Origin of the sequence: Paenibacillus sp. SC116 (assembly GCF_024733555.1) — a bacterium.
Classification (GTDB): domain Bacteria; phylum Bacillota; class Bacilli; order Paenibacillales; family Paenibacillaceae; genus Paenibacillus_B.
Map to the genome: position 1 here is coordinate 298,191 of NZ_JANIOF010000004.1, position 22,166 is coordinate 320,356.

Sequence of the window (22,166 nt, forward strand, 5' to 3'; positions counted from 1 at the left end):
ATTTTCATAGTATAATAAAAGTTGGTATATGAACTAGACTAGAGAGATATTCGAGAGGTGGAAGAATCATGAAAACTGTACCAGTAGGCGTTTCCGGTCGTCATATTCATCTAACACAAGAGCACATCGAGGCACTATTTGGACCCGGCGCTCAACTAACAGAATTCAAAGCATTGTCTCAGCCAGGACAATTCGCAGCAGTAGAAACAGTAGAAGTTATCGGACCTAAAGGTTCCTTCAATACAGTACGTATTTTGGGACCAGCTCGTCCAGCATCTCAATTGGAAGTTTCTCGTACGGATTCCTTCGCTTTGGGTATTAAAGCTCCTGTGCGTGAATCTGGCGCTATTGCTGATACACCTGGTGTTACTCTTAAAGGGCCGCATGGCGAAGTTGTATTGGATCAAGGTGTTATCGTTGCTGCTCGTCATATTCACTTCCATACATCCGATGCTGAGAAGTGGGGAATTCAAGATAAGCAAACATTGCGTGTACGTGTAGGCGGAGAGCGTGGCGTCGTATTCGAAAATGTACTTGCTCGTGTACATCCTACATTTGCATTGGACATGCATATCGATACAGATGAAGCAAATGCTGCAGGTGTTAAGAACGGCGACACAGCTGAAATTATTGACTAATAAAGCATCATAAACGGTCCCTGATGGGGCCGTTTTTTAATTTCCTGCAACGTCCTATCTTGGAATCGAATAGAAATCAATGGTATAATATTCTGGATTGTGTTTCGAACTCACTTTGTAATCAAATGAATGATGATTGTAGACAAAATTATAAATACAAAAGGGAGTGACCAAGAGGATGAGCAAGGGGAAGGATTACGCTAAGTATTTTGACTTTTCTCAGGCCAAAGTCATTTCAGAGGATGAGAACGGCAAGAAGATTCGTCTTAATGGCCGTGAAATTTATATTATGTCAGAACCGAATCAGCGTCAAGAAAAGCAGCGTGGCAAACAGGACATTCAGGTGCATTATGAAGAGGCTGTTCCTGAGACGTTACGTGAGCTGGGTAAGGGAAAGCGTTACATCATTTATACGTTTGGTTGTCAGATGAATGAGCACGATTCAGAGACGATGAGCGGTTTGTTGGAACAGATGGGTTATGAGAAGACAGAAGATCGAAAAGAAGCGGATATCATTTTACTTAATACATGTGCGATCCGTGAAAATGCTGAAGACAAAGTATTTGGAGAATTAGGCCATCTGAAAACACTTAAGCTTGAGCGGCCTGGTCTCATTCTTGGGGTATGCGGCTGCATGTCTCAAGAGGAGAATGTCGTCAATCGCATTATGAGCAAGCATCAATTTGTTGATATCATCTTTGGAACTCATAATATTCATCGTCTGCCGTTCCTCGTTCGTGATGCTTTATTCAATAAAGAAATGGTTGTTGATGTATGGTCCAAGGAAGGCGATATTATCGAAAACCTGCCTAAGAAGCGTGCAGGCATGCGTGGATGGGTAAACATTATGTATGGTTGTGACAAGTTTTGTACGTACTGTATCGTGCCATATACGCGAGGTAAGGAACGGAGTCGTTTGCCAGAGGATGTTATTGCAGAGGTCCGAGAGTTGGCACGTCAGGGCTATAAGGAAATTACACTGCTTGGTCAAAATGTAAATGCCTACGGCAAGGACTTTGCTAATAGAACGTATACGTTTGGGCATCTTATGGATGAGATTCGTACCATTAATCTTCCTCGTATTCGCTTTACAACTTCACATCCTCGTGACTTCGACGACCATTTAATCGAAGTGTTGGCCAAGCAGGGGAATCTTGTGGAGCATATTCATCTTCCTGTTCAATCGGGTAGTAGTGAAGTGCTGAAGAAGATGAGTCGCAAGTATACACGCGAGCATTATTTACAGCTTGTACATAAAATTAAGGCTGCGATTCCGAACGTATCGCTTACGACGGATATTATTGTAGGTTTCCCAGGCGAAACAGACGAGCATTTTGAAGAGACGATGTCTTTGATGAGAGAAGTGGAGTTTGAACAGGCGTATACCTTTATTTATTCACCGCGAGAAGGAACACCAGCAGCTCAAATGGAAGACAGCGTGCCTATGGAAGTGAAGAAGGAGCGCTTGCAGCGTCTCAATGCATTGATGAAGGACTATAGTCGCAAAGGAAATGAGAAATTGCTTGGTGAGACGGTAGAGGTATTAGTTGAAAGTGAAAGTAAAAATAATGAACTAATCTTGTCCGGCCGTACTCGTACCAATAGGCTCGTTCATTTCACAGGCTCGAAAGAGTTGATTGGTCAGTTTGTACATGTGGAAGTGACAGATATTAAATCTTTCTATATAAAAGGCGAGCTTGTCACAGAAAAGATGCAGATGAGTTCTTAAAAATGATAACAGCATCAGGTACAATGGAAAAGGAAGATTGTACCTGTAGATGGGGGAGATTGAGGTGTCACAGCAATCCAAAGAGACACAGAGTCAGCCAGCAACAAAATTAACATGTGGTGTGCCAAAGTTTGAAGCGGCTGAAGTACTTGTGCGTGAAGATATTATGCAGAAGGCGAAGCATTTGGCAGAGCTAATCTGCACAACAGAGGAAGTAAAGCAGTATCAGGAAGCAGAAAAGTTGATTCAGAAGCATGATCAAGTACAAAAAACAATCGCGATGCTCAAGAAGAAGCAAAAAGAGATTGTTGCATTTGAATCCTTCAACAATACGGCTATGGTGGAAAAGATTGAAGCTGAACTAGATGCGTTACAAGATGAGCTTGATAATGTCCCGCTTGTGGTACAGTTCCAGCAAAGCCAAACCGATGTGAACTATTTGCTGCAGTTGATTATGAGTGTTATTCGTGACTCCGTTTCGGAGAAGATCAATGTAGAAGCGGGTCGTGAAGATGATCCTGAGAGCTGCAGTGACTAAGAATGGGGCTTGCCGCATGATTGTGCAGTTGCATGTACATAGTGAGGCACACCTTTTAAAATAAGACAAGCGAAGAAGCATGCCATCTCACTTTTAGGAGTGAGTGGGATGCTTTTTTTTGTATATGCACAGAAATAAATGTTTATTAGGCGACAAATTTATAAATATCCGCATAACATAAAAATATAAAGGTCATCATCTAAGCAGAAATACAGTGTACTATAAGCTGCTCCAGCACGTCTTCTATAGGCGAATTCATTCAATCTGTCCCTCTATCCAATCGTAAAGATGATGGCATGCTTGTCACTATTCAGAAGTGAGAGGGAGGGACGGAGATGATGGTTTCAAGGCCTTGGCTGCAGCATTACCCAAGTGAAGTAGCATCCTCATATGAATATCCTCGTATTAACGCAGGGCATATGCTTGTCCACGCGACAGAAACGAATCCAGACCAGTACGCATGTTCATTTATGGGTTACAATTTAACTTACAAGAAATTGCTTAGCTCGGCCTATCAATTTGCAAATGGCTTGTCACAGCTTGGTGTGAGTAAGGGAGAGCGTGTAGCTATCATGCTTCCGAATTGTCCGCAAATGATGATTGCCTATTTTGGTACGCTTCTCTATGGAGCTATTGCGGTAATGACGAATCCGCTCTATAAGGAGGGGGAGCTTACCCATCAGCTAAATGATGCAGAAGCTTCGGTACTTGTTACATTGGATTTATTTATGGAGCGGGTATCAAGAGTAAGAGATAAAACTTCCTTAAGAACGATAATCGTTGCTTCGATTGCAGAGTACTTGCTATTCCCCAAAAATGTGCTATACCCGTTAAAAATGAAGAAAGATGGTCAGTCTACAGTTGTACCGGCTGGTGATGACATCTATCGTTTTAAGCGTTGGCTGCGTACATGCAGCTCGACCCCTGTCCTTGCTGAAGTGGATGCACAGGAAGATGTCGCGATACTCCAGTATACAGGTGGCACGACAGGCGTAGCAAAGGGTGTTATGCTGACGCACTATAACTTGGTAGCCAATACGGTACAGAATTCGCGGTGGTTCTATCGTGCCAAACGAGGAGAAGAAGTATTTATGGCAGCGCTTCCTTGCTTCCATGTATTCGGTTTAACGGTACTGCTGCATCAATCGGTTTATAATGCAGGCAGGCTTATTTTATTACCTAGATTCGATGTAAAACAAGTGTTACAGCATATTGAGAAATACAAAGTAACGATCTTTCCTGGCGCACCAGCCATGTATAATGCAATCGTTCACGACACTAATCATTCATCCTATCAATTACATTCCATTCGTGCCTGTGTAAGCGGTGCATCTCCTCTACCGCATGAGGTGCAGGAAAAGTTCGAGCGGATCACAGGCGGACGACTTATTGAAGGTTATGGGTCAACCGAGACATCGCCTGTCAGCCATGCTAATAATATATGGGGCTATCGCAAAATAGGCTCTATTGGCATACCTTATCCAAATACAGATGCGATAATCGTCCATCCTGAGACAGGTGAACAGCTTGATGTTGGGGAAATCGGGGAGGTTGTCGTCCGCGGACCGCAAGTAATGAAAGGGTATTGGAAGCGGCCAGAAGACACAGCAGCCGTCTTAAAAGAAGGATGGTTCTATACTGGCGACTTAGGTAAAATGGATGAAGAGGGATTTTTCTACATCGTTGACCGTAAAAAAGATATGATTAATGCGAGCGGATTTAAAGTATATCCTCGCGAAGTCGAGGAAGTGCTGTATGAACACCCATCGATCAAGGAAGCTGTTGTTATCGGTGTACCGGACGCCTATCGTGGAGAAACGGTAAAAGCATTTGTCATTTTGGATGAAAAGGCGACGGATGTAGATGAGGACGCCATCAAACAATGGTGCCGAGATCGAATTGCTGTCTTTAAGGTTCCGCGGATTGTCGAGTTTCGAACTCAGCTGCCAAAAACGATGGTCGGGAAAGTGCTGCGGCGTCAGTTAGTGGCAGAAGAGGCCGCAAGAAAGCAGCCTAGAGACGATTCTAATCCATCTCAGGATGAAGAGACATAAATGCACATAAATGCTTTGAGAAGCCATTGAGCATGGTTTGAGCCTGTGTACAGTGGGAGTGGACATTAAAGTTGATTGCAAGGGACTTCATAGGGTAATGTTAACGTAAAAGCATTCATGATTTGTAGAAGTGGTTGCAGTCAATCGTGCATTTCATTGTACTTTTGATTTGTCTTGTGCGATTGACTGTAAACGGAACTATCATCATAGGATTGGCCCGTCATCATGGCAAGGAGGATAATAGAATGGAACATCTAGACTATAAGCATGAGAACGATAACAACAGCACTTTGGAGGGAAAGAGAGAAACTGAGCTGCGCATATCTCCTGAGGAATGGGCTGCCTTCGAAGAGAAGGCTGAGTCATCTTTTTGGGGCTTTCTCGGCTGCAAAGTAGTGTCTATAACCGCAGATGAGACCGTTATCAGCTTGGAAGTAGGCCCGCACCATATGAATATGTTAGGCATTGTAAACGGAGGGGTGTCCTCGTCTCTGTTGGACAATTCGATGGGGATGATGGCTGGTGCATTGCGACCGGAATATAATATGGTAACAAGCAATTTGAATATTCATTTTGTTGCTCCTTTGAAAGGCCCTGTCATTATGACACATGCGAAAGTATTGCACGGCAGCAAGCGAACGTTAACTTGTTATGCTGAAGTTCGCGAAGCAGACGGTACAGTGGGAGCAATAGGAACGGCTACGTTCCGTGGCATAAAGAAATAAGATTGACTTTTTAATCATATTTGTCATAATGGCTGTACAAGTTGGAAGCCTATGTAGAAATGGGGAGAAGAAACATGACAAAAGCGTTGATTGTCATTGATTATACAGTTGATTTCGTAGATGGTAAGCTGCCTTGTGGTGATCCGGCTATCGCTATTGAAAAGCCAATTACAGAACTTGTAGAGCAATTTGTAGCACAAGGGGACGAAGTGGTCATGGCAGTCGATATCCATGATGAGCAGGACCCATACCACCCTGAGACAAAGCTATTTCCGCCTCATAACATTAGAGGGACAAGCGGTCGAAACTTGTATGGCAGCCTTATGGATGTGTATGAGCAGCACAAAGATCGTATTTATTGGATGGACAAGACTCGCTATAGTGCCTTTTGTGGGACAGACTTGGATATGAGGCTAAGAGCGAGAGGTATTCAAGAAGTTCATTTAGCAGGAGTATGTACGGATATTTGTGTCCTTCATACTGCGATTGAGGCTTATAACCTGGGTTATAAGATCGTTGTTCATGAGCGTGCAGTTGCTACGTTTAATGGACAAGCCCATGTATGGGCATTAGAGCATTTCCGCAATTCGCTTGGTGCTACTACCATCAGCTAGCTTCAACGATAGACACAAATGGATAGGAGTAGTGATGCGCAATGAATCACTCGATGGCTTTACATACAGATAAATATCAAATCAATATGATGTATGCGCATTGGAAAAATGATACGCATAACCAGCAGACGGTATTCGAAGCATTCTTTCGCAAAATGCCATTTGGCAATGGATATGCTGTCTTTGCTGGCTTAGAGCGCATTATTGAATATATGGAACAACTTCGTTTTACAGACGACGATATTGCCTATTTAGGTGAACAGGAAGAGCAATATGAGGCGGCATTTTTGGAGGAATTGAGAAATTTCCGCTTCAATGGTCACATTGACGCTGTAAAAGAAGGTACACTTGTATTTGCTAATGAACCGCTTGTGCGTATAGAAGGCCGTGTGTTTGAGACGCAGTTGATTGAGACGGCATTGCTTAACTTTATGAATTTCCAAACGCTTATAGCAACCAAAGCGTCACGGATTAAACGAGTTGCTAAAAATGATATTTTGATGGAATTTGGAACTCGTCGTGCGCAAGAGGCAGATGCTTCGTTATGGGGAGCTAGGGCGGCTTATATAGCGGGTTTCCATGCGACATCCAATATGTTGGCGGGCAAGCGCTTCTCGATCCCTACGAAAGGCACACATGCACATGCATGGGTACAGAGCTTCGCAAGTGAGCAGCAAGCTTTCGAATCTTTTGCAAAGGCGCTGCCCGATCAAGTTACACTGCTAGTAGATACGTACGATACGCTTCATAGTGGGATCCCAAATGCGATCCAAATAGCGAAGCAATTGAGTGCAAAGGGCAAAAAACTGCAAGGAATTCGTTTGGATAGCGGAGACTTGGCATATTTGTCGATCGAGGCACGTAAAATGTTAGACGAGGCTGGCTTGTACGATGTACGCATTGTGGCCTCGAATGATTTGGATGAGTATACGATTGCAGACTTGAAGGAGCAAGGGGCTCGAGTGGATAGTTGGGGCGTGGGCACACAGCTGATTACAGCAGCCGATCAGCCTTCCTTAGGCGGTGTGTACAAGCTTGTGGCACGCGAAATTAACGGACGACTAGAGCCGACGATCAAAATTTCTGCTAATCCAGAAAAAGTAACCGCTCCGGGGAAAAAGGATGTTTACCGTATTATTCATCCTAAAAAGCACAAAGCAATCGCTGATTATGTGTGCTTAGCATCAGAGTCAGACGTAGAGCGCAAGCAGAAGCTGAAGTTGTTTGATCCGCTTCATCCTTATATCCATAAATATGTGGATAAGTATGAGGCAGAAAAGCTGCTGCAGCCAATTTATCGCTCGGGACAACTTGTGTATGATCGACCACAGCTAGAGGAGATTCGTGCCTATCATGAGCAGCAGATCAATCTGTTCTGGCCGGAGCATTTGCGCAAAAAGAATCCTGAGCCATTTCATGTTGATTACAGCACGAAGGCTTGGCAGCTGAAACGAGATATGATAGAAATGTATGTGCAGGAAAAGGAAAAGCTTCGAGTGTTAAGACAAGAAGAATAGCTAATTGGGAGAGAGGATGGGAAGGATGAACGGAAACGAAGCGTCAGTAACAACACGTAAGAGTGAGGTGTGGACTCCAGCACATGGGTTCACAGGTGGTATTGAAGGGCCTGCTTGTGACAGACAAGGCAATCTTTACGCGGTTAATTATGCTCGTGAGGGGACGATTGGGCGTGTAACGCCTGACGGCTCAAGTTCTATCTTCCTTGAATTGCCGAATGGGAGTATCGCGAACGGCATCCGTTTCACGCGAGATGGACGGATGCTGATGGCGGACTACACGAAGCACAACATACTTGTTTATGATTTTGCCTTTCAGAAACTATCTGTGTTCGCACATGAACCACGGATGAATCAACCGAACGATATTTGTATTACTGCTCATGATATCATTTTCGCAAGTGACCCGAAATGGGCAGACAACACAGGGCAGCTATGGCGTATACTGCCGCATGGTGAGGTCACATTAATGGAAGCGGGCATGGGGACAACGAATGGAATTGAAGTAGGTCCGCAGGAAAACGTACTTTACGTTAACGAATCGGTTCAACGATGTATTTGGGCGTATGATTTGGCGGCGAATGGATCGATTTCCAACAAACGATTATTCGCTCAGTTCAGTGACTTCGGCTTAGATGGGATGCGCAGCGATGTGGATGGAAACTTGTACGTAGCTCGTTACGGGAAAGGTACCATCGCTATTCTCAATCCAGCAGGAGTGCTGATTGAAGAAATTCAGCTGCATGGCAAAAATCCAACGAACGTAACGTTCGGAGGAGCGGATGGTCGTACTGTATATGTCACTGTGCAGGATCAAGGCAATGTGGAACGATTCCGTGCAGACCGTCCAGGTCGTTGTCGCCGATTGTTTGGACTTGTATAAGGATGAAAGTAAACATAAAGCAGAGAGCCTTATTAAGAGGCTCTCTGCTTTTATTATTTCTCGGGAAAGCGCAGAACTAGTCATAAACCGTCCTTATTCGCAAATAAATACAGCGTGATAGGCAAGTTCATGTTTCATAAAGATGAATGTTGTCGAAAGGGACGGGGCTCATTATCCGGTATGCCCAGTTTAATTAGGAAATACAGTATGAATCGCTTTTTTCAAAACATCGGCAGAGTGATGGAACTTGTCCAGTTCCTCTTGTTCCAATTTAAGTTCTACCACTTCTTTAATGCCCTCGCGTGAAATGACGGCAGGAACACCAATATATACATCATTCAGTCCATATTGTCCTTCGAGTAGGGCAGATATGGACAATACGCTGTTTTCATTGCGAAGGACAGCTGTCGTCAGACGGGCAAGTCCCATTGCGATGCCATAGTATGTAGCGCCCTTGCGTTCAATGATATGATACGCAGCATCTCGTACATTTGTAAAAATTGTATTCAATGTCTCTTGACTTGGCTTGCCATGAGCCTGTATATAATCTCTTAGGGGCTGTCCACCAATATTGACATGGCTCCATACTGGAAGCTCTGTGTCACCATGCTCGCCCATTATATAGGCATGGACGTTGCGTGGGTCAACGTTGAGTTCAGAACCAAGCTCAAATCGCAGGCGGGCACTGTCTAAAATTGTACCTGAGCCGATTACACGATGTGCAGGAAGACCAGAATATTTCCATGTCGCATACGTTAGCACATCAACGGGATTGGTAGCTACGATGAAAATACCATCAAATCCACTTTGCATGACAGATGTTACGATAGACTTGAATATGGCTGCATTTTTCTCAATTAGATCAAGTCGGGTTTCGCCAGGCCCTTGATTGGCGCCTGCTGTAATGACGACGATATCGGCATCTTTGCAATCGGAATAGTCTCCAGCCCAAATGCGCATATTGCTCGAAAAGGACAAACCGTGATTCAAGTCCATCGCATCGCCTTCAGCCTTTTTATGATTAACATCAATAATGACTAGTTCAGAAGCAACTCCTTGGTTAAGCATGGCAAACGCATAGCTAGCGCCAACAAAGCCGGAACCAATAAGAGCAACTTTAGCAACTTTATTCGTTGGATTCATCGGGTACACTCCTCTGTATGTAGTAGATTCGAATGATGAAACCATGTAAACTATAAAAATACGTATAGTTCCAACATATCCGTAACCCTATTATACATTAACCACTCAACAGGTAATTAATTCATTTTAGTTATTGTATAGGGGTAGGGGGTATGTTATAATTCAACTAAAGGTGGTGAATAAGAAGACTATGACAGAAAAAGACCTAGAACAAGTACCAGAAGATCAACAACCATCATCGTGCTGTACATCTGATAGCGTGTGTGCCCACCATCAAGCGGATGGAGAGCGCAAAAGTCATCATTCTGCGGAAACGAAACAGAAGCTTGTTCATCGCCTGAATCGAATCGAAGGCCAAGTACGAGGCGTTAAGTCTATGATTGAACGAGATGTATATTGTGATCAGGTGCTTCATCAGATTGCATCCATCCAATCTGCACTTAATTCAGTAGGCAAGTTGTTATTAGACGGTCACATCCGATCTTGTGTCGTAGAACGACTCCAAGCAGGAGAGGAAGAAGTCATAACAGAGCTTCTTACGACCATGAATAAACTGATGAAGTAGACAACAGTCATTATTTTGAGGAGGACGACAGGATGAGTCAAGTAACGTGGAAAGTAGAAGGAATGTCTTGCGGTCATTGCAAAGCTGCAATCGAGAAAGCTGTAGCGAATGAAAAGGCGACAGCTGAAGTTTCTTTGGCAGACAAGCAAGTAACAATTACGTATGATGAATCGGTTGTTTCTTTGGATAAAGTTCGTGAAGCGATTGAAGATCAAGGCTACGACATCGTTTAATCTTAGTGCAATGGAAAGCTCCAGGAAATGATGTCAAAATGAGTACACAATCTAATGAGCGTATGTCTCATAAAGTAACAGGATGTCTCTTTATGCTGTTAAACAGTAGAATGGGCTCCACGCCAAACGGTTTGCTCTAACTACAGCTTATTTGTTGTGGAGGGTAAGCCGTTTTTTGTGCAGGTGGGCAGTTGGTAAAAAATTATCTATACACTTATATAGCAACATAACCTGCTCAGTTTGACAAAGAACAGGATTTGAAGGAGGTCATCAATATGCAGCTGCGAGTAACAGAACAAGCGGTGAAGCGATTTCAATCCGAATGGGGATTTGTAAACGGAGACCATATTCGTATCTTTGTTAGGTATAGCGGATTCAGCAGTTCGGGTCCGTATTCATTCGGTATTATTAAAGAAGCGCCAAGATATCCAGCGGTTACGGAAAGTGTAGAAGGTATTACGTTCTTTATGGAAGAAAACGATGTTTGGTTCTTGGAAGATCAAGAACTTACGATAGATGAGAAGCACGAAGAAATCGCTTTCATACGGGCGTAAATCTCTTTTTGTGCATGTAAATTTTAAATAATTCTTACCTTAATTCCTATCTGTCCTATTGGATTTATTTAATTTATTTAATATAAGTCTTGTCAACGGCATAGGAACGGGCTATAATCAGTCCCATCGGGTAAGACCATTAACTAAATATGGGAGAATAGGTGCTTAGCGTAACGTCTAAGCTTAATAGGGAAGTTCGGTACATCATTCCGACGCGGTCCCGCCACTGTAATAGCGGAGATACAGCAAGTATGCCACTGGTTATTCTAACTGGGAAGGTAGCTGTTATTTATGAAGCTTGAGCCAGGAGACCTACCTGTTCTGACGACACTGTTTTTAACCTACGGGAGATAGGGAGGTGTTACGTAAACACAGCGCTGTGCCATGACACAAGTTTATTTGTGTGTTTTAGGTGCATTAGGCTATGGACTTAATAGTGATGTACGATTCGAACTTCGTATCGGTAGGACAACGTAAGTCCAACGGTGCGGTGTAGCATGATCAACGTACATACATGTTTCATTGATCGTTTACGGGCATTCTTATCTCTCAAAGAGATAGGAATGCCTTTTTTTGTTGATTGGGACAATTAGCGATAGCACATTGGGAGGCGTATGAGATGACAGGACAGAATAACGCAGCACAAGTTACAGCAAGTGTGATTGGTTACCCGCGAATTGGGAAACAACGTGAGTGGAAAAAAGCTTTGGAAGCCTATTGGGCAGGCAAGAGCGACTATAGTCAAACCGTAGCGGAATTGGATCGAATCGAAGTAGATCGGTTGCAGCATTTGGCTGATGCCGGATTAAACTATATTCCTGTGAATGACTACTCATGGTATGATCATGTGCTTGATCAAAGTGTTACATTTGGTATTATTCCTGAGCGTTTCCATTCGCTGGCTGCGCAGATCGAGTCTTGTAGTCAGATAGAAGCAGGTCAAACATCTATTCCACAAGAGGTGGCTGATCTTGCTTTCGCAATCGCAAGAGGAACGGCGCAGCATCCGGCAAGTGAGATGACGAAATGGTTCAATACGAACTATCATTACATCGTACCTGAGTGGAGCGGACAAGAACCACAATTGCTTGTGAACTTGCCATTATTGGCAGTTAAACGTGCGAAGCAAGCTCTAGCTGATCGTGCGGCTGTACTGAAGCCTGTTCTAATAGGACCTTATACGTTTGTTCGCTTGATGAAAGGTATCCCTGCAGCAGAACGCGCTGCAGTTATCGCAAAGCTTACGCCTGTCTATGTTCAACTATTGCAATCATTGGAAGCAGAGGGCGTACAAGTTGTACAACTCGATGAGCCCGCATGGATTTGGGCATTGAATAAAGAAGAACAGCAGCAAGTGCAAGCTACCTATGATGCTCTGCGTCAAGCGGTTCCGTCCCTTGAGCTATGGGTTCAAACGTACTTTGAGGCTGTAGCAGACTACACATTCATTACCTCTTTGCCAGTTGATGTGATCGGTTTAGACTTTGTACACGGCAAAGCACGCAACGAAGCAAGTCTGAAGCAGCATGGCTTCCCAGCTGACAAACGCATTGCGATTGGCGTACTAGATGGCCGCAATGTATGGCGTACTGATCTACAAGCTGTCGTAACCGAATTGGAGCAGACAATCGAGCCTGTTGTCGCAAAAGAAAGATGGATCGTGCAGCCATCTTGCAGCTTGCTTCATGTTCCTCTTGCTTTGCGCGAAGAGAGCAAGCTTTCACAGTTGATGGTTGATGCTCTTGCTGGTGCAGAAGAGAAGCTTGTTGAGATCGTAACGATTGCAAATGCTTTGAACGATCCAAGCACAGCGAAAGAGCTGCTTGCTGCAAGCAGTGCGGCTGTTCAAGCTTGGCGCACAGCTCCAGAAAGACAGCGCCCACAAGTTCGTGAAGCGTTAAAGGACATCCATCAGGATGAGAAGCTATTGACGCGCGAAGCGTTCCAAGAGCGTTTGAAGCTGCAAGAGCAAAGATGGCCTCAGCTGCCGTTGCTGCCAACGACATCAATCGGAAGTCTTCCGCAGACGTTGGATGTGCGTAAGGCGCGTCAGCGTTTCCGTAAAGGGGAGTGGGACTTAGCTGCCTATACGGAATACTTGCAAGCAGAAATGAAACGTTGGGTCGAGATTCAAGAAGAGATTGGCATCGATGTGCTTGTGCATGGTGAGTTCGAGCGTACCGATATGGTTGAGTACTTTGGCGAGAAGCTTGATGGCTTTGTCTTTACGCAAAATGGATGGGTTCAATCTTACGGCTCCCGCTGCGTAAAACCACCGTTGCTCTACGGAGATATCGCTTTCCGTTCTGCCATGACTGTGGAAGAGACAGAATTTGCTCAAACGCTTACCAAGCAGCCGGTTAAAGGTATGTTGACAGGACCGGTTACGATCTTGAACTGGTCGTTCGTTCGTGATGACTTGTCTCGTGAAGAGGTATCCTATCAACTGGCATGGGCATTGCGCCAAGAAATTATTGCGCTTGAAGAAGCGGGCATCGGCATGATTCAAGTTGATGAGCCAGCAGTTAAGGAAGGCATGCCGCTGCATGCAGACGATGCGGTTCATTATCGCAAATGGACAGTTGATGCATTCCGTCTTGCTACAGCAGGCGTAAGACCTGATACGCAAATTCATACGCATATGTGCTATTGCGACTTCTCTGACATGGTAGACCTTATCCGTGATATGGATGCCGATGTAATTTCGCTAGAAACGGCACGCAGCGGTGGAGACATCGTAGAAGCGTTCTCACGCAATCACTATGAGCTTGGCATTGGACTAGGCGTATACGATATTCATAGCCCACGTGTCCCTTCTGTGGAGGAAATGGAGCAATGTATTACTCGCGCGCTTGAAGTATTGCCTGCACGCACGTTCTGGATTAACCCAGACTGCGGACTTAAAACTCGTGGTGAGAAAGAAACGATCGAAGCGCTGAAAAATATGACAGAGGCAGCAGCACGTGCACGGAAGAAGCTTGCTGAAGCATCTGCAACACCAACTCATTCGTAACATTTGCAATTGTTCAATTATTTGCCTTTCATAAAATAAATGGTATGATAATAAACCCGCCTGATAGCTGTAGGCGGGTTTATTGCTGTCTATGTGGGTTGTATCGATATAAGGATGCATGATTCGTATTGAATGGCTCCCCGAGCAGAGAAATGCTCATCTTTCATATAATATAGAACATACATATTGACTACTTGCTTGCAGAGCGGAGGGCGTATACAATAAGGTACGGTTCCATCACTTTCAAGCGAGACAACAAACCCTACAACGAGTAATTATCTATTCATCAAATGAATCGATTAAAAAGGAGGTAGCTGTGAATTTGGGAGCACGCGTACTTAAGACAGGAATAGCAGTTACCTTAGCACTGTATATTAGTCAATTATTGAATTTCCAAAGTCCGGTCATAGCTGCTGTGGCGGCTATTTTTGCCATTCAGCCATCTATTTATCGCTCTTGGCGACATTTCCGTGAGCAGCTGCAAGCAAATACGCTTGGGGCGATACTGGCGTTGTCAGCAGGGATGATCGTTTCCAATGAGCCATTTGCCATAGGAGTCGTTTGCATCGTTGTTATTGTCATTTGTCTTAAGATGAAGATGGAAGAAACGATAGGTTTGACACTGGTTACGGTTATTGCCGTGATGGAAGCATCGAGCGAGTGGCAGTTCGCCCTAGATCGATTCTCACAAGTGTTAATTGGTATTGCTTGTGCTTGCCTAATTAACGTCATTGTGATGCCTCCACGTCCAAAAGAGCAGTTTAACAATCAGATTCAATCCGTATTTAATCGTCTATCGTTGTTGCTTCGTACCGTCATTTCCGACGAGATGAAGGAGCAAGCGTTTAAGGCGGAAAAGGATGAACTGGAGAAAGCTGTATCAACATTGACAGATAAATATAAGCTCTTTGAGGAAGAGACGAAGAAGCTGCATAAGCCTAAATATCGATATACGCGTCAACTCGTTGTATATAAACAACTCGTGCACACGCTTAGAATTGGCTTGGATGTGTTGGAATCGATTGATGAGCATTATTTTCAATCACCGCGGACGGAAGCAATCGATAAGCTGTTTGATGATCATGTGGAAGCGTTAATGAAGGGACATGAATTTGTTCATCTTAAGCTGCAGGACAAAGTAAAGCCGGAAAGTACAGAAATCGAAGAAATGCAGTTGAAGATGGATGCGTTTCTAAATGACATGATCAAGCATAGTTCGGATGAAGAGGCTGGCATGCAGCGTTTAGCTCTAGTGGCTTCATCGATGTACCGTTATGGATTCCAAATTAGTCGCTTGGATCGTCTCGTAGGGCATGTGGAGCCGGCTCAGACGAATAAGCCTATTCCGCATTGGTGGAAAACTTGGTTTAAGAGCAAGGATAGTTAAGTTGGTGTGTACTTTATCGTCAAGCTATTATGGATTCTTTGATTCATTCTGGATGGCATGTAAAGGTTAACCGAATTGTATTACTGACAAAGATCTCTGCTGTCCGTTGAACAGTGCAGAGATCCTTTTTATTTTGCGTCGTGGATGATTGTAACTAAAATAAGGCAACATAGCGATGATATCATCTTGGAAGGAAGAGGACTATGCAGACGAAGCGCTTTTACCAGCAGCGTCTAGATGAATCGGTGGAGGAAAGCCGGAAAGTAGCATACAAAGGTCGTGTTGCTGAATATATACCAGGTTTGGCAGCAGCACCGCAGCATGCGTTAGGCATTGCATTATGGGGCACAGACGGGCAGTTTTTTCAATCCGGTGATACGGATTTGCACTTTACGATGCAAAGTATATCGAAAGTATTTTCACTGCTTCTTGCATTGATGGATAGTGGAGAGAAGGCGGTATTTCAAAAAGTAGGTATGGAACCTACAGGTGATGACTTTAACTCCATTCTGAAGTTGGAGCTTGTTGATCCAGGTAAGCCGTTTAATCCATTTATTAATGCAGGAGCGATCGTGATCGCTTCACTCATTCACGGAGATGGGCCAGATGAAAAGAGCGAAAGACTGCTGCAATTTATTCGAGCATTGGCTCACGATAATCGGCTGGATTATAACGAAGCTGTATATGAGTCAGAACGGGAAACGGCTCATCGCAATCGTTCCATCGCGTATTATTTGAAGGATAACGGCGTGCTGGAAGATGATGTAGAAGAAACGTTGGAAGTGTATTTCCGCCAATGTTCGATTGTTGTAAACTGCAAGCAGTTAGCTCACATGGCACTTGTACTCGCTTCTGATGGTGTAGATCCGGTAACGAAGCAGCAGATTATACCGCGTCGCTACATACAAATAGCCAAGTCATTTATGGTTACTTGCGGTATGTATAATGCGTCTGGGGAATTTGCGATTGAGGTAGGACTCCCAGCCAAAAGCGGTGTGTCAGGGGGGATTTTGTCGGTTGTTCCTGGAAAATGGGGTATCGGTATCATTGGGCCTGCATTGAATAGTAAAGGAAACAGTGTGGCAGGCGTACAATTGCTGCGTCATTTATCGAAAGATTGGGACTGGAGTATTTTCTAGAAATATACGAAATTGAATTGCGAAATTTCATTAATATGCTACATAAAAAAACAGCGGTAGTCCAACATTGTTGGCTCTACCGCTGTTTTTTTATTCTTATTTTTTCTCACTTAGCCATGCAGCTAACTGTGCAATCTCTTCATCTTTCAATTGTCCTTCAAAAGCAGGCATGCTGCCTTTACCGGCATGTATAAGCTTGTAAATAGCTTCCGTATCCATCTTGCTGCCTACTTTATTAAGAGGTAGACCGATTCCACCTTCCAAATTACCACCGTGACAAGACAAGCAGCTTTGCTTGTACAACGCTTCTGCTTGCGCAGCATCTAATGTGACCGCCGGCATCTCTGGTCCTTTCGGGCCGCCTTTAGCCAATGGCTCGTCTGGATTGACAACCTTCTCCATCATAATGAAGACAGCGGTTGCAACAGCTGCTAGCAAAAGATAAGCCATAATCCATTTCTTAAGATGATTAACCATGAACATTCTCCTCCTGATATGCTTGTATAGGCTTACTTCAAAAGTCTCGCAATGAATTGCTTTGTCATCTAAGTTGTATGGATTCATGCTGGATAAGTATGTAATCGAATCGCCTAATTATGAATTAGGAATTCGCGGTACAAGATGATAAGAAGAGCGATTGCTAGGTAGTAGGCTTGTTAGTTGGGAAGCGTTGATGTAATAGACCACTGTATCGTATACTTGCAGCATCATTGATACTATCGATTGTGTGACATATATAGAAAGAGAATCGAATCCGTTCATCAATAATATGGAAAAAGCAAGTCAACGAATCTATAGTATCATAGCTTCATGAATGGTGACAAAGATTATATTAATTAATCCAAAAATTATAGGGAGGAAAGGCAATGATCCGTGTTGGGTTGGCAGGATGGGGCGATCATGATGAGTTGTACCCAATAGGGACGAAAGGCTCTAGTAAGTTAGGTCGGTATCATGAACATTTTGCTGCGGTTGAGTGCGATAGCACCTTCTATGCAGTACCTTCGCAACAAATTGTTCACAGATGGGTAGAACAGACTCCTTCTAATTTCCACTTTATAGTGAAAGCTTACCAAGGGATGACGGGTCATCGCAAGATGGATTCCGCATTTACATCGAATATTCACATGTTTGACACATTTAAGCAGGCGATTGCCCCTATGATAGAGACGAATAAGCTTGCTTGTGTCCTATTTCAATATCCTCCGTGGTTTAAGTGTGAACGCAAGCATGTAGACATTTTAAGGCGAACTCGTGCGTGGATGGGTGAAATACCAATAGCGTTGGAGTTCCGCCATCAAAGTTGGTTTCGAGATGATATGCGGGAGAAGACACTTGAGTTCATGCGTGAGGAGAATTGGATTCACAGTGTATGTGACGAGCCCCAAGCAGGGGAAGGATCCATTCCTGCGGTTATAGAGGGGACGCATGCTGATATGACGATGGTACGTATGCATGGGCGTCATATGGCGGGATGGATAAATGAGGCTAGCAGCGATAATTGGCGAGAAGTGCGCTACCTGTACAATTATAACGCGGAGGAGCTGCAAGAATGGGTAGGGCATGTTCGACAGCTAGAACAGCACTCTAAGCACGTCATTGTCATTTTTAACAACAATTCAGGCGGACATGCTGCGGGTAATGCCAAACAATTTATGAAGCTGCTAGGGCAGCAGGCAGCGCCGATGGCGCCGAGGCAAATATCGCTATTTGATTAGCTGAGAACTAGTCAACAGAGGTGAGCATGTATGATAACACTTATAGTATTAACAAAGTAAAAAGACAACCCTCTGCACGGAAGGAGTGGGGGCATCCCATGCAGAGGGTTGTTGATTAACTACATTTGCTCCGAATATTTGACGAGTTCGTCAACGAGCAAATTAGCGGATATAATATTACCGGAAAGATTCCAAATGACTTCATCAACTTTGAAAGTTTTCTTGTTCTTCGCAACTTCTAGCTGTTGGAAGAGTGGGTCTTTCATCCATTCTTCTTGCTGTTTTGTTCCAAGCTTCTCTTCTGTGAAGTCAGCGTTGAAGTAGAACATGATATCTCCGTCCATGTCAGCCATACGCTCTTTCGTTACAACTTCCATGAACTCATCTTTATCTTGTGCTGCTGGACGAGCGAAGCCTAAGTCTTTCAAAATAACACCAGAGAATGTATCGTTCATGTAAATACGAACTTTTTCAGGTACGAAGCGTACCATGGATACTTTTGTGGACAATTTGTCGCCGATTTTTGTTTTCGCTTCAGCAACGCGATCATCGTATTTCTTCATTTCCTCTGCGCCTTTTTCTTTCAAGTTCAAAGCTTCAGCGTAAAGAGTGAAGTTTTGCTTCCAATCGCCTGCAAGATCCTCGGATACAACAGTTGTAGCCATACCTTGTAGTTGAGAATAAATTTTCTCATGGCGAACTTTGTTCGCGATAATCAAGTCTGGTTTCAAGCTTGCGATTAGTTCTAAGTTAGGCTCGGTCTCTTCACCAAGCTCCGTAACGCCTTCCAATTGATCTTTCAAGTGAGGGAACCATGTATCACCTAAACCTGATTTAACTGCACCAACAGGTTTTACGCCAAGTGCCAATACAGCTTCAGTTGCTTCATTTGTAAGAACAACAACGTTTTTCGGTGTGCCTTTAATTTCAGCTTCACCCATTGCGTGTTTTACTTTGCGAACTTCATCTGTTGTAGCTGCAGGAGCTTCTGTGCTCGTTTTAGGTGCAGCTGGAGTCGCCGTGCCGCTGTCTTTCGCGCCGCAACCTGCAGCGATCAATGCAATCACGCAAGCTAGCATGATAGGCAGAAGACGAAGTTTGAACTTAGATCTTTTTGACTGAGTTGAAGACATGTTAATAACCCCTCCGATTGATGTATGTAGTCCCTCTTGAGTGATAATGATTATCATTATCTATATACTCATTATTAAATAAGTTGGGGAAGTTTGTCAATCATTTTTTGAATTCTTTTATAATTGCTTACGATTCTGAAGCAGCAAATAGATAAAGAATGGAGCTCCAAGCACTGCCGTGAATACGCCTGCTGGTATCTCTGTAGGTTGAAACAGCAATCGACCGATATAATCTGCACCGACTAATAGCATGGCGCCAATACTTGCTGAAAGCGGGATTAACCAGCCATGCATCGGTCCAATTAAACTCCTTGCAATATGAGGCGCGATTAAGCCGACGAAGGCAATTGGCCCAGACATGCCGACTGCGGAGCCCGCTAGTGCAACACTAATAAAGAGAATAAGCAGACGATATCGCTCGACGGATTGACCAACGCTGCTTGCAGTTGCATCACCTAGCACTTGTGTATTTAGATGACGGGTCATAAAGAATGACAAGGTCATGAATACGACGAACCAGGGCAGCAGTGTCCATACATAGTCCATCGAGAGACCATACACACTACCTGTCATCCAAGTAATGATTTGCGTAGCTAAGAAGGATGGGCCAGCTACGAGCATGTACATTGTAATTGAACCCGCAGCTGTAGAAATACCTAACCCGATCAATATGAGTCGATAAGGTGATATTCCATCTTTCCAAGCGAACAAATAAATAAGAATCGCTGTAACCATTGCTCCTGATATAGCTACGAGTGGCAGCCAATGAATGCTTAATGATCCGCTTGTTAGAGTTATAAATGTAACAGCAGCAGCAGAACCGCCGCCATTAACGCCCAACAATTCTGGTGAAGCTAGCGGGTTACGGATGACCGCCTGCAGCATGAGACCAGCAACGCCCAAGGATGCGCCAATCATGAGAGCCATAAGCAGTCGAGGAAGACGCAGGTTCATAACAACCATTTCATATGTAGGATTATCTACCCCTAATATAAGTACTGAAAATACATCTTTTATAGGAATGTACATGCTGCCAAAAGAAATGCTGGCCAATGAAAGTACAAACAAAGAGATCATTGCGATTATTGTAATGATTAGCCCGCGAGCATGAATTTGAAATGAGAAGCGGGAAGACTTTCCACGCAGTGTAATATACTTCATCGCAGTATTTTCCTCCTCGCGATTACAATTAGAAATGGTACGCCAAGAAATGCAGTAATAACCCCTACAGGCATATACTCCCCATCAAGGATGAAGCGAGACACCGTATCCGCCCCTAGTAATAGAATTGCGCCGGCGATTGCACAATAAGGGAATAGCCAAACATGGTCTTGACCTACTAGAGAACGGCACATATGCGGAATCATCAATCCGATGAAAGCGATAGGGCCAGCCAAAGCGACTGAGCCGCCGGCAAGCAGGATAACCGTAAATAGGCAGCAGATCTTAACAAATAAGGTGCGTTGTCCTAGTCCTTTGGCAACATCATTGCCCATTGCCATAACATTAATGGCGCTAGCCATCAGAAATGCTATTATGAGACCGATTGCAATATAGGGGGCGACCGACATCCAATGTGCCATCGTGCGTCCCGAAACGGAACCTGTCAGCCAGAATAACGCTTGATCCATCGTAAAGTTGTCATATACCATAACGCCAGATGTGACCGAAGAAGCAAGTGCAGTTACAGCAGAACCTGCCAACGTAATTCGGATGGGCATATTGCCCTCTGATCCTATTGCACCGATAGCCATTATAAAGATAGCAATGACGGAAGCTCCTATGAATGATACCCATATCACTTCTTGTGTGCCCATGTCGATCTGCAATACACTAATGGCTAGGACGATAAACATCGACGAACCAGAGTTGATCCCTAGCAAAGACGAATCAGCCAATGGATTCCGTGTCATCGCTTGCAAAATAGCGCCAGCAATCGCAAATGAAGCGCCTACTGTGATCGCAATGAGCGTAGCGGGAACACGTACGGTCTGGATGAGCAGATGTTCCCTTGAATTATCAAAGGCTGTGAAAGAATTCCACAGTGTTGCTAGTGTAAACCGCTCCAGTCCGAACAATAGGCTGCATAGGGATGCTGCACCAAGCAAGGCAATACCTAGCAGGAGGACGATCCATTTGGAGCGTGTACTTGCCAAAATACTCATATGAAATTCTCCTTTATAAAAATAAAAAATTAACAAAATTTATGGATAACATTCTCATTGTAAAAAGTCAGATCATTGCTGTCAATGAAATTGATTCTCAATATTAATGAGGAAGCTATTCTATGAAAACTTATATCTACTTCGTAAGGCACGGAGATTCTCCAAAGACAGAAGGAAATGAGAGAACCAGAGGGCTAACGGAGCGGAATTCCAGGATCAAAAGCTAGTTGAAGTCACTAGATTGTGGGCTGAATAAACAGTTGACGCCTGTTAAACATCCTGATATTCTATAGGAATATATTTTAATAGTCCCTTGTATAAGTTCGCGAATAAGGCGCGGACGTTTCTACAATGCTACCGTAAAAAGCTTGGCTACAAGGAGATATCGATAAACCGTATTTATCTCGATCGTTATACG

At 44.0% G+C, this 22,166-nt stretch carries 20 protein-coding genes, 1 pseudogene and 2 riboswitches; of the genes and pseudogenes, 16 read left to right on the forward strand and 5 right to left on the reverse strand.

Features of this window, described 5'->3' with window-relative positions; genetic code table 11:
- Positions 1–65: 65 nt before the first annotated feature.
- From NQ117_RS17620 to NQ117_RS17655, 8 genes are all read left to right on the forward strand, one after another.
- A complete protein-coding gene (locus NQ117_RS17620) occupies positions 66–638 on the forward strand; it encodes a phosphate propanoyltransferase (protein ID WP_258279450.1) in 573 nt (190 codons plus the stop codon).
- Positions 639–816: 178 nt separating this feature from the next.
- Entirely contained in the window at positions 817–2,367 is a 1,551-nt protein-coding gene (miaB, locus tag NQ117_RS17625; RefSeq protein WP_258279315.1) for a tRNA (N6-isopentenyl adenosine(37)-C2)-methylthiotransferase MiaB, read from the forward strand.
- A gap of 64 nt (positions 2,368–2,431) precedes the next feature.
- Positions 2,432–2,905: a YlbF/YmcA family competence regulator gene (locus tag NQ117_RS17630; RefSeq protein ID WP_375163088.1), complete on the forward strand. Its 474-nt coding sequence runs from the start codon at positions 2,432–2,434 to the stop codon at positions 2,903–2,905.
- Positions 2,906–3,243: 338 nt separating this feature from the next.
- On the forward strand, positions 3,244–4,959 hold the full coding sequence (locus tag NQ117_RS17635) for a long-chain-fatty-acid--CoA ligase (protein ID WP_309137892.1): 1,716 nt from the start codon (positions 3,244–3,246) through the stop codon (positions 4,957–4,959).
- Between the two features lie 245 nt (positions 4,960–5,204).
- Positions 5,205–5,684, forward strand: coding sequence for a PaaI family thioesterase (locus tag NQ117_RS17640; protein ID WP_258279317.1), 480 nt, complete (start codon positions 5,205–5,207; stop codon positions 5,682–5,684).
- Positions 5,685–5,758: 74 nt separating this feature from the next.
- Entirely contained in the window at positions 5,759–6,298 is a 540-nt protein-coding gene (locus NQ117_RS17645; protein WP_258279318.1) for a cysteine hydrolase family protein, read from the forward strand.
- 41 nt (positions 6,299–6,339) lie between these two features.
- Positions 6,340–7,815 carry a nicotinate phosphoribosyltransferase gene (locus NQ117_RS17650; RefSeq protein WP_258279319.1) on the forward strand — a complete coding sequence of 492 codons (1,476 nt, stop codon included), beginning with the start codon at positions 6,340–6,342 and terminating at the stop codon, positions 7,813–7,815.
- 25 nt (positions 7,816–7,840) lie between these two features.
- Positions 7,841–8,698, forward strand: coding sequence for an SMP-30/gluconolactonase/LRE family protein (locus NQ117_RS17655; protein WP_258279320.1), 858 nt, complete (start codon positions 7,841–7,843; stop codon positions 8,696–8,698).
- Between the two features lie 189 nt (positions 8,699–8,887).
- Here the strand turns inward: NQ117_RS17655 and NQ117_RS17660 are convergent, their stop codons facing one another.
- Positions 8,888–9,841: an L-lactate dehydrogenase gene (locus tag NQ117_RS17660; RefSeq protein ID WP_258279321.1), complete on the reverse strand. Its 954-nt coding sequence runs from the start codon at positions 9,839–9,841 to the stop codon at positions 8,888–8,890.
- Positions 9,842–10,031: 190 nt separating this feature from the next.
- Here NQ117_RS17660 and NQ117_RS17665 point away from each other — a divergent pair, with 190 nt between their 5' ends.
- The 6 genes from NQ117_RS17665 to glsA all read left to right on the forward strand — a co-directional run bounded on the left by NQ117_RS17665 (position 10,032) and on the right by glsA (position 16,732).
- Positions 10,032–10,406, forward strand: a complete 375-nt coding sequence (locus NQ117_RS17665; RefSeq protein ID WP_258279322.1) for a metal-sensitive transcriptional regulator — start codon at positions 10,032–10,034, stop codon at positions 10,404–10,406.
- Between the two features lie 32 nt (positions 10,407–10,438).
- Positions 10,439–10,639 carry a cation transporter gene (locus NQ117_RS17670; protein ID WP_258279323.1) on the forward strand — a complete coding sequence of 67 codons (201 nt, stop codon included), beginning with the start codon at positions 10,439–10,441 and terminating at the stop codon, positions 10,637–10,639.
- A gap of 275 nt (positions 10,640–10,914) precedes the next feature.
- A complete protein-coding gene (locus tag NQ117_RS17675) occupies positions 10,915–11,193 on the forward strand; it encodes a HesB/YadR/YfhF family protein (protein WP_258279324.1) in 279 nt (92 codons plus the stop codon).
- Between the two features lie 142 nt (positions 11,194–11,335).
- Positions 11,336–11,527, forward strand: a riboswitch (cobalamin riboswitch).
- A 285-nt stretch (positions 11,528–11,812) separates the two neighbouring features.
- Positions 11,813–14,206 (forward strand): 5-methyltetrahydropteroyltriglutamate--homocysteine S-methyltransferase, encoded by a 2,394-nt coding sequence (metE, locus tag NQ117_RS17680; RefSeq protein WP_258279325.1) that lies wholly within the window; start codon positions 11,813–11,815, stop codon positions 14,204–14,206.
- Positions 14,207–14,522: 316 nt separating this feature from the next.
- Positions 14,523–15,593 carry an FUSC family protein gene (locus tag NQ117_RS17685; RefSeq protein ID WP_258279326.1) on the forward strand — a complete coding sequence of 357 codons (1,071 nt, stop codon included), beginning with the start codon at positions 14,523–14,525 and terminating at the stop codon, positions 15,591–15,593.
- Positions 15,594–15,796: 203 nt separating this feature from the next.
- Positions 15,797–16,732 carry a glutaminase A gene (glsA, locus tag NQ117_RS17690; protein ID WP_258279327.1) on the forward strand — a complete coding sequence of 312 codons (936 nt, stop codon included), beginning with the start codon at positions 15,797–15,799 and terminating at the stop codon, positions 16,730–16,732.
- A gap of 96 nt (positions 16,733–16,828) precedes the next feature.
- Here glsA and NQ117_RS17695 read toward each other — a convergent pair whose 3' ends face one another.
- The gene (locus NQ117_RS17695; RefSeq protein WP_258279328.1) at positions 16,829–17,209 is read right to left on the reverse strand and encodes a c-type cytochrome; all 381 of its coding nucleotides are present in this window, start codon (positions 17,207–17,209) and stop codon (positions 16,829–16,831) included.
- Positions 17,210–17,598: 389 nt separating this feature from the next.
- On the opposite strand from NQ117_RS17695, the gene NQ117_RS17700 reads away from it, so the two are divergent.
- Entirely contained in the window at positions 17,599–18,450 is an 852-nt protein-coding gene (locus NQ117_RS17700; protein ID WP_258279329.1) for a DUF72 domain-containing protein, read from the forward strand.
- 119 nt (positions 18,451–18,569) lie between these two features.
- Here the strand turns inward: NQ117_RS17700 and NQ117_RS17705 are convergent, their stop codons facing one another.
- The 3 genes from NQ117_RS17705 to NQ117_RS17715 all read right to left on the reverse strand — a co-directional run bounded on the left by NQ117_RS17705 (position 18,570) and on the right by NQ117_RS17715 (position 21,748).
- Positions 18,570–19,583: an ABC transporter substrate-binding protein gene (locus NQ117_RS17705; protein WP_258279330.1), complete on the reverse strand. Its 1,014-nt coding sequence runs from the start codon at positions 19,581–19,583 to the stop codon at positions 18,570–18,572.
- A 117-nt stretch (positions 19,584–19,700) separates the two neighbouring features.
- On the reverse strand, positions 19,701–20,744 hold the full coding sequence (locus tag NQ117_RS17710) for a FecCD family ABC transporter permease (RefSeq protein ID WP_258279331.1): 1,044 nt from the start codon (positions 20,742–20,744) through the stop codon (positions 19,701–19,703).
- The gene (locus NQ117_RS17715) at positions 20,741–21,748 is read right to left on the reverse strand and encodes a FecCD family ABC transporter permease (protein ID WP_258279332.1); all 1,008 of its coding nucleotides are present in this window, start codon (positions 21,746–21,748) and stop codon (positions 20,741–20,743) included. Before NQ117_RS17715 ends, NQ117_RS17710 begins: the two co-directional genes overlap by 4 nt.
- 122 nt (positions 21,749–21,870) lie before the next feature.
- Between NQ117_RS17715 and NQ117_RS17720 the strand changes: the two are divergent.
- Positions 21,871–21,954: pseudogene (locus NQ117_RS17720) on the forward strand (histidine phosphatase family protein); the annotation flags it as partial.
- An 87-nt stretch (positions 21,955–22,041) separates the two neighbouring features.
- A riboswitch (purine riboswitch) is annotated at positions 22,042–22,143 on the forward strand.
- Positions 22,144–22,166 lie beyond the last annotated feature (23 nt).

Bases quoted from the DNA above. Each gene is read 5' to 3' on its own strand.
- NQ117_RS17665 (WP_258279322.1), top strand. From the start codon at position 10,032: ATGACAGAAAAAGACCTAGAACAAGTACCAGAAGATCAACAACCATCA.
- NQ117_RS17715 (WP_258279332.1), bottom strand. From the start codon at position 21,748: ATGAGTATTTTGGCAAGTACACGCTCCAAATGGATCGTCCTCCTGCTA.
- NQ117_RS17710 (WP_258279331.1), bottom strand. From the start codon at position 20,744: ATGAAGTATATTACACTGCGTGGAAAGTCTTCCCGCTTCTCATTTCAA.
- NQ117_RS17660 (WP_258279321.1), bottom strand. From the start codon at position 9,841: ATGAATCCAACGAATAAAGTTGCTAAAGTTGCTCTTATTGGTTCCGGC.
- NQ117_RS17675 (WP_258279324.1), top strand. From the start codon at position 10,915: ATGCAGCTGCGAGTAACAGAACAAGCGGTGAAGCGATTTCAATCCGAA.
- miaB (WP_258279315.1), top strand. From the start codon at position 817: ATGAGCAAGGGGAAGGATTACGCTAAGTATTTTGACTTTTCTCAGGCC.
- NQ117_RS17695 (WP_258279328.1), bottom strand. From the start codon at position 17,209: ATGGTTAATCATCTTAAGAAATGGATTATGGCTTATCTTTTGCTAGCA.
- NQ117_RS17670 (WP_258279323.1), top strand. From the start codon at position 10,439: ATGAGTCAAGTAACGTGGAAAGTAGAAGGAATGTCTTGCGGTCATTGC.
- NQ117_RS17635 (WP_309137892.1), top strand. From the start codon at position 3,244: ATGGTTTCAAGGCCTTGGCTGCAGCATTACCCAAGTGAAGTAGCATCC.
- NQ117_RS17700 (WP_258279329.1), top strand. From the start codon at position 17,599: ATGATCCGTGTTGGGTTGGCAGGATGGGGCGATCATGATGAGTTGTAC.
- metE (WP_258279325.1), top strand. From the start codon at position 11,813: ATGACAGGACAGAATAACGCAGCACAAGTTACAGCAAGTGTGATTGGT.
- NQ117_RS17650 (WP_258279319.1), top strand. From the start codon at position 6,340: ATGAATCACTCGATGGCTTTACATACAGATAAATATCAAATCAATATG.
- glsA (WP_258279327.1), top strand. From the start codon at position 15,797: ATGCAGACGAAGCGCTTTTACCAGCAGCGTCTAGATGAATCGGTGGAG.
- NQ117_RS17640 (WP_258279317.1), top strand. From the start codon at position 5,205: ATGGAACATCTAGACTATAAGCATGAGAACGATAACAACAGCACTTTG.
- NQ117_RS17645 (WP_258279318.1), top strand. From the start codon at position 5,759: ATGACAAAAGCGTTGATTGTCATTGATTATACAGTTGATTTCGTAGAT.
- NQ117_RS17705 (WP_258279330.1), bottom strand. From the start codon at position 19,583: ATGTCTTCAACTCAGTCAAAAAGATCTAAGTTCAAACTTCGTCTTCTG.
- NQ117_RS17655 (WP_258279320.1), top strand. From the start codon at position 7,841: ATGAACGGAAACGAAGCGTCAGTAACAACACGTAAGAGTGAGGTGTGG.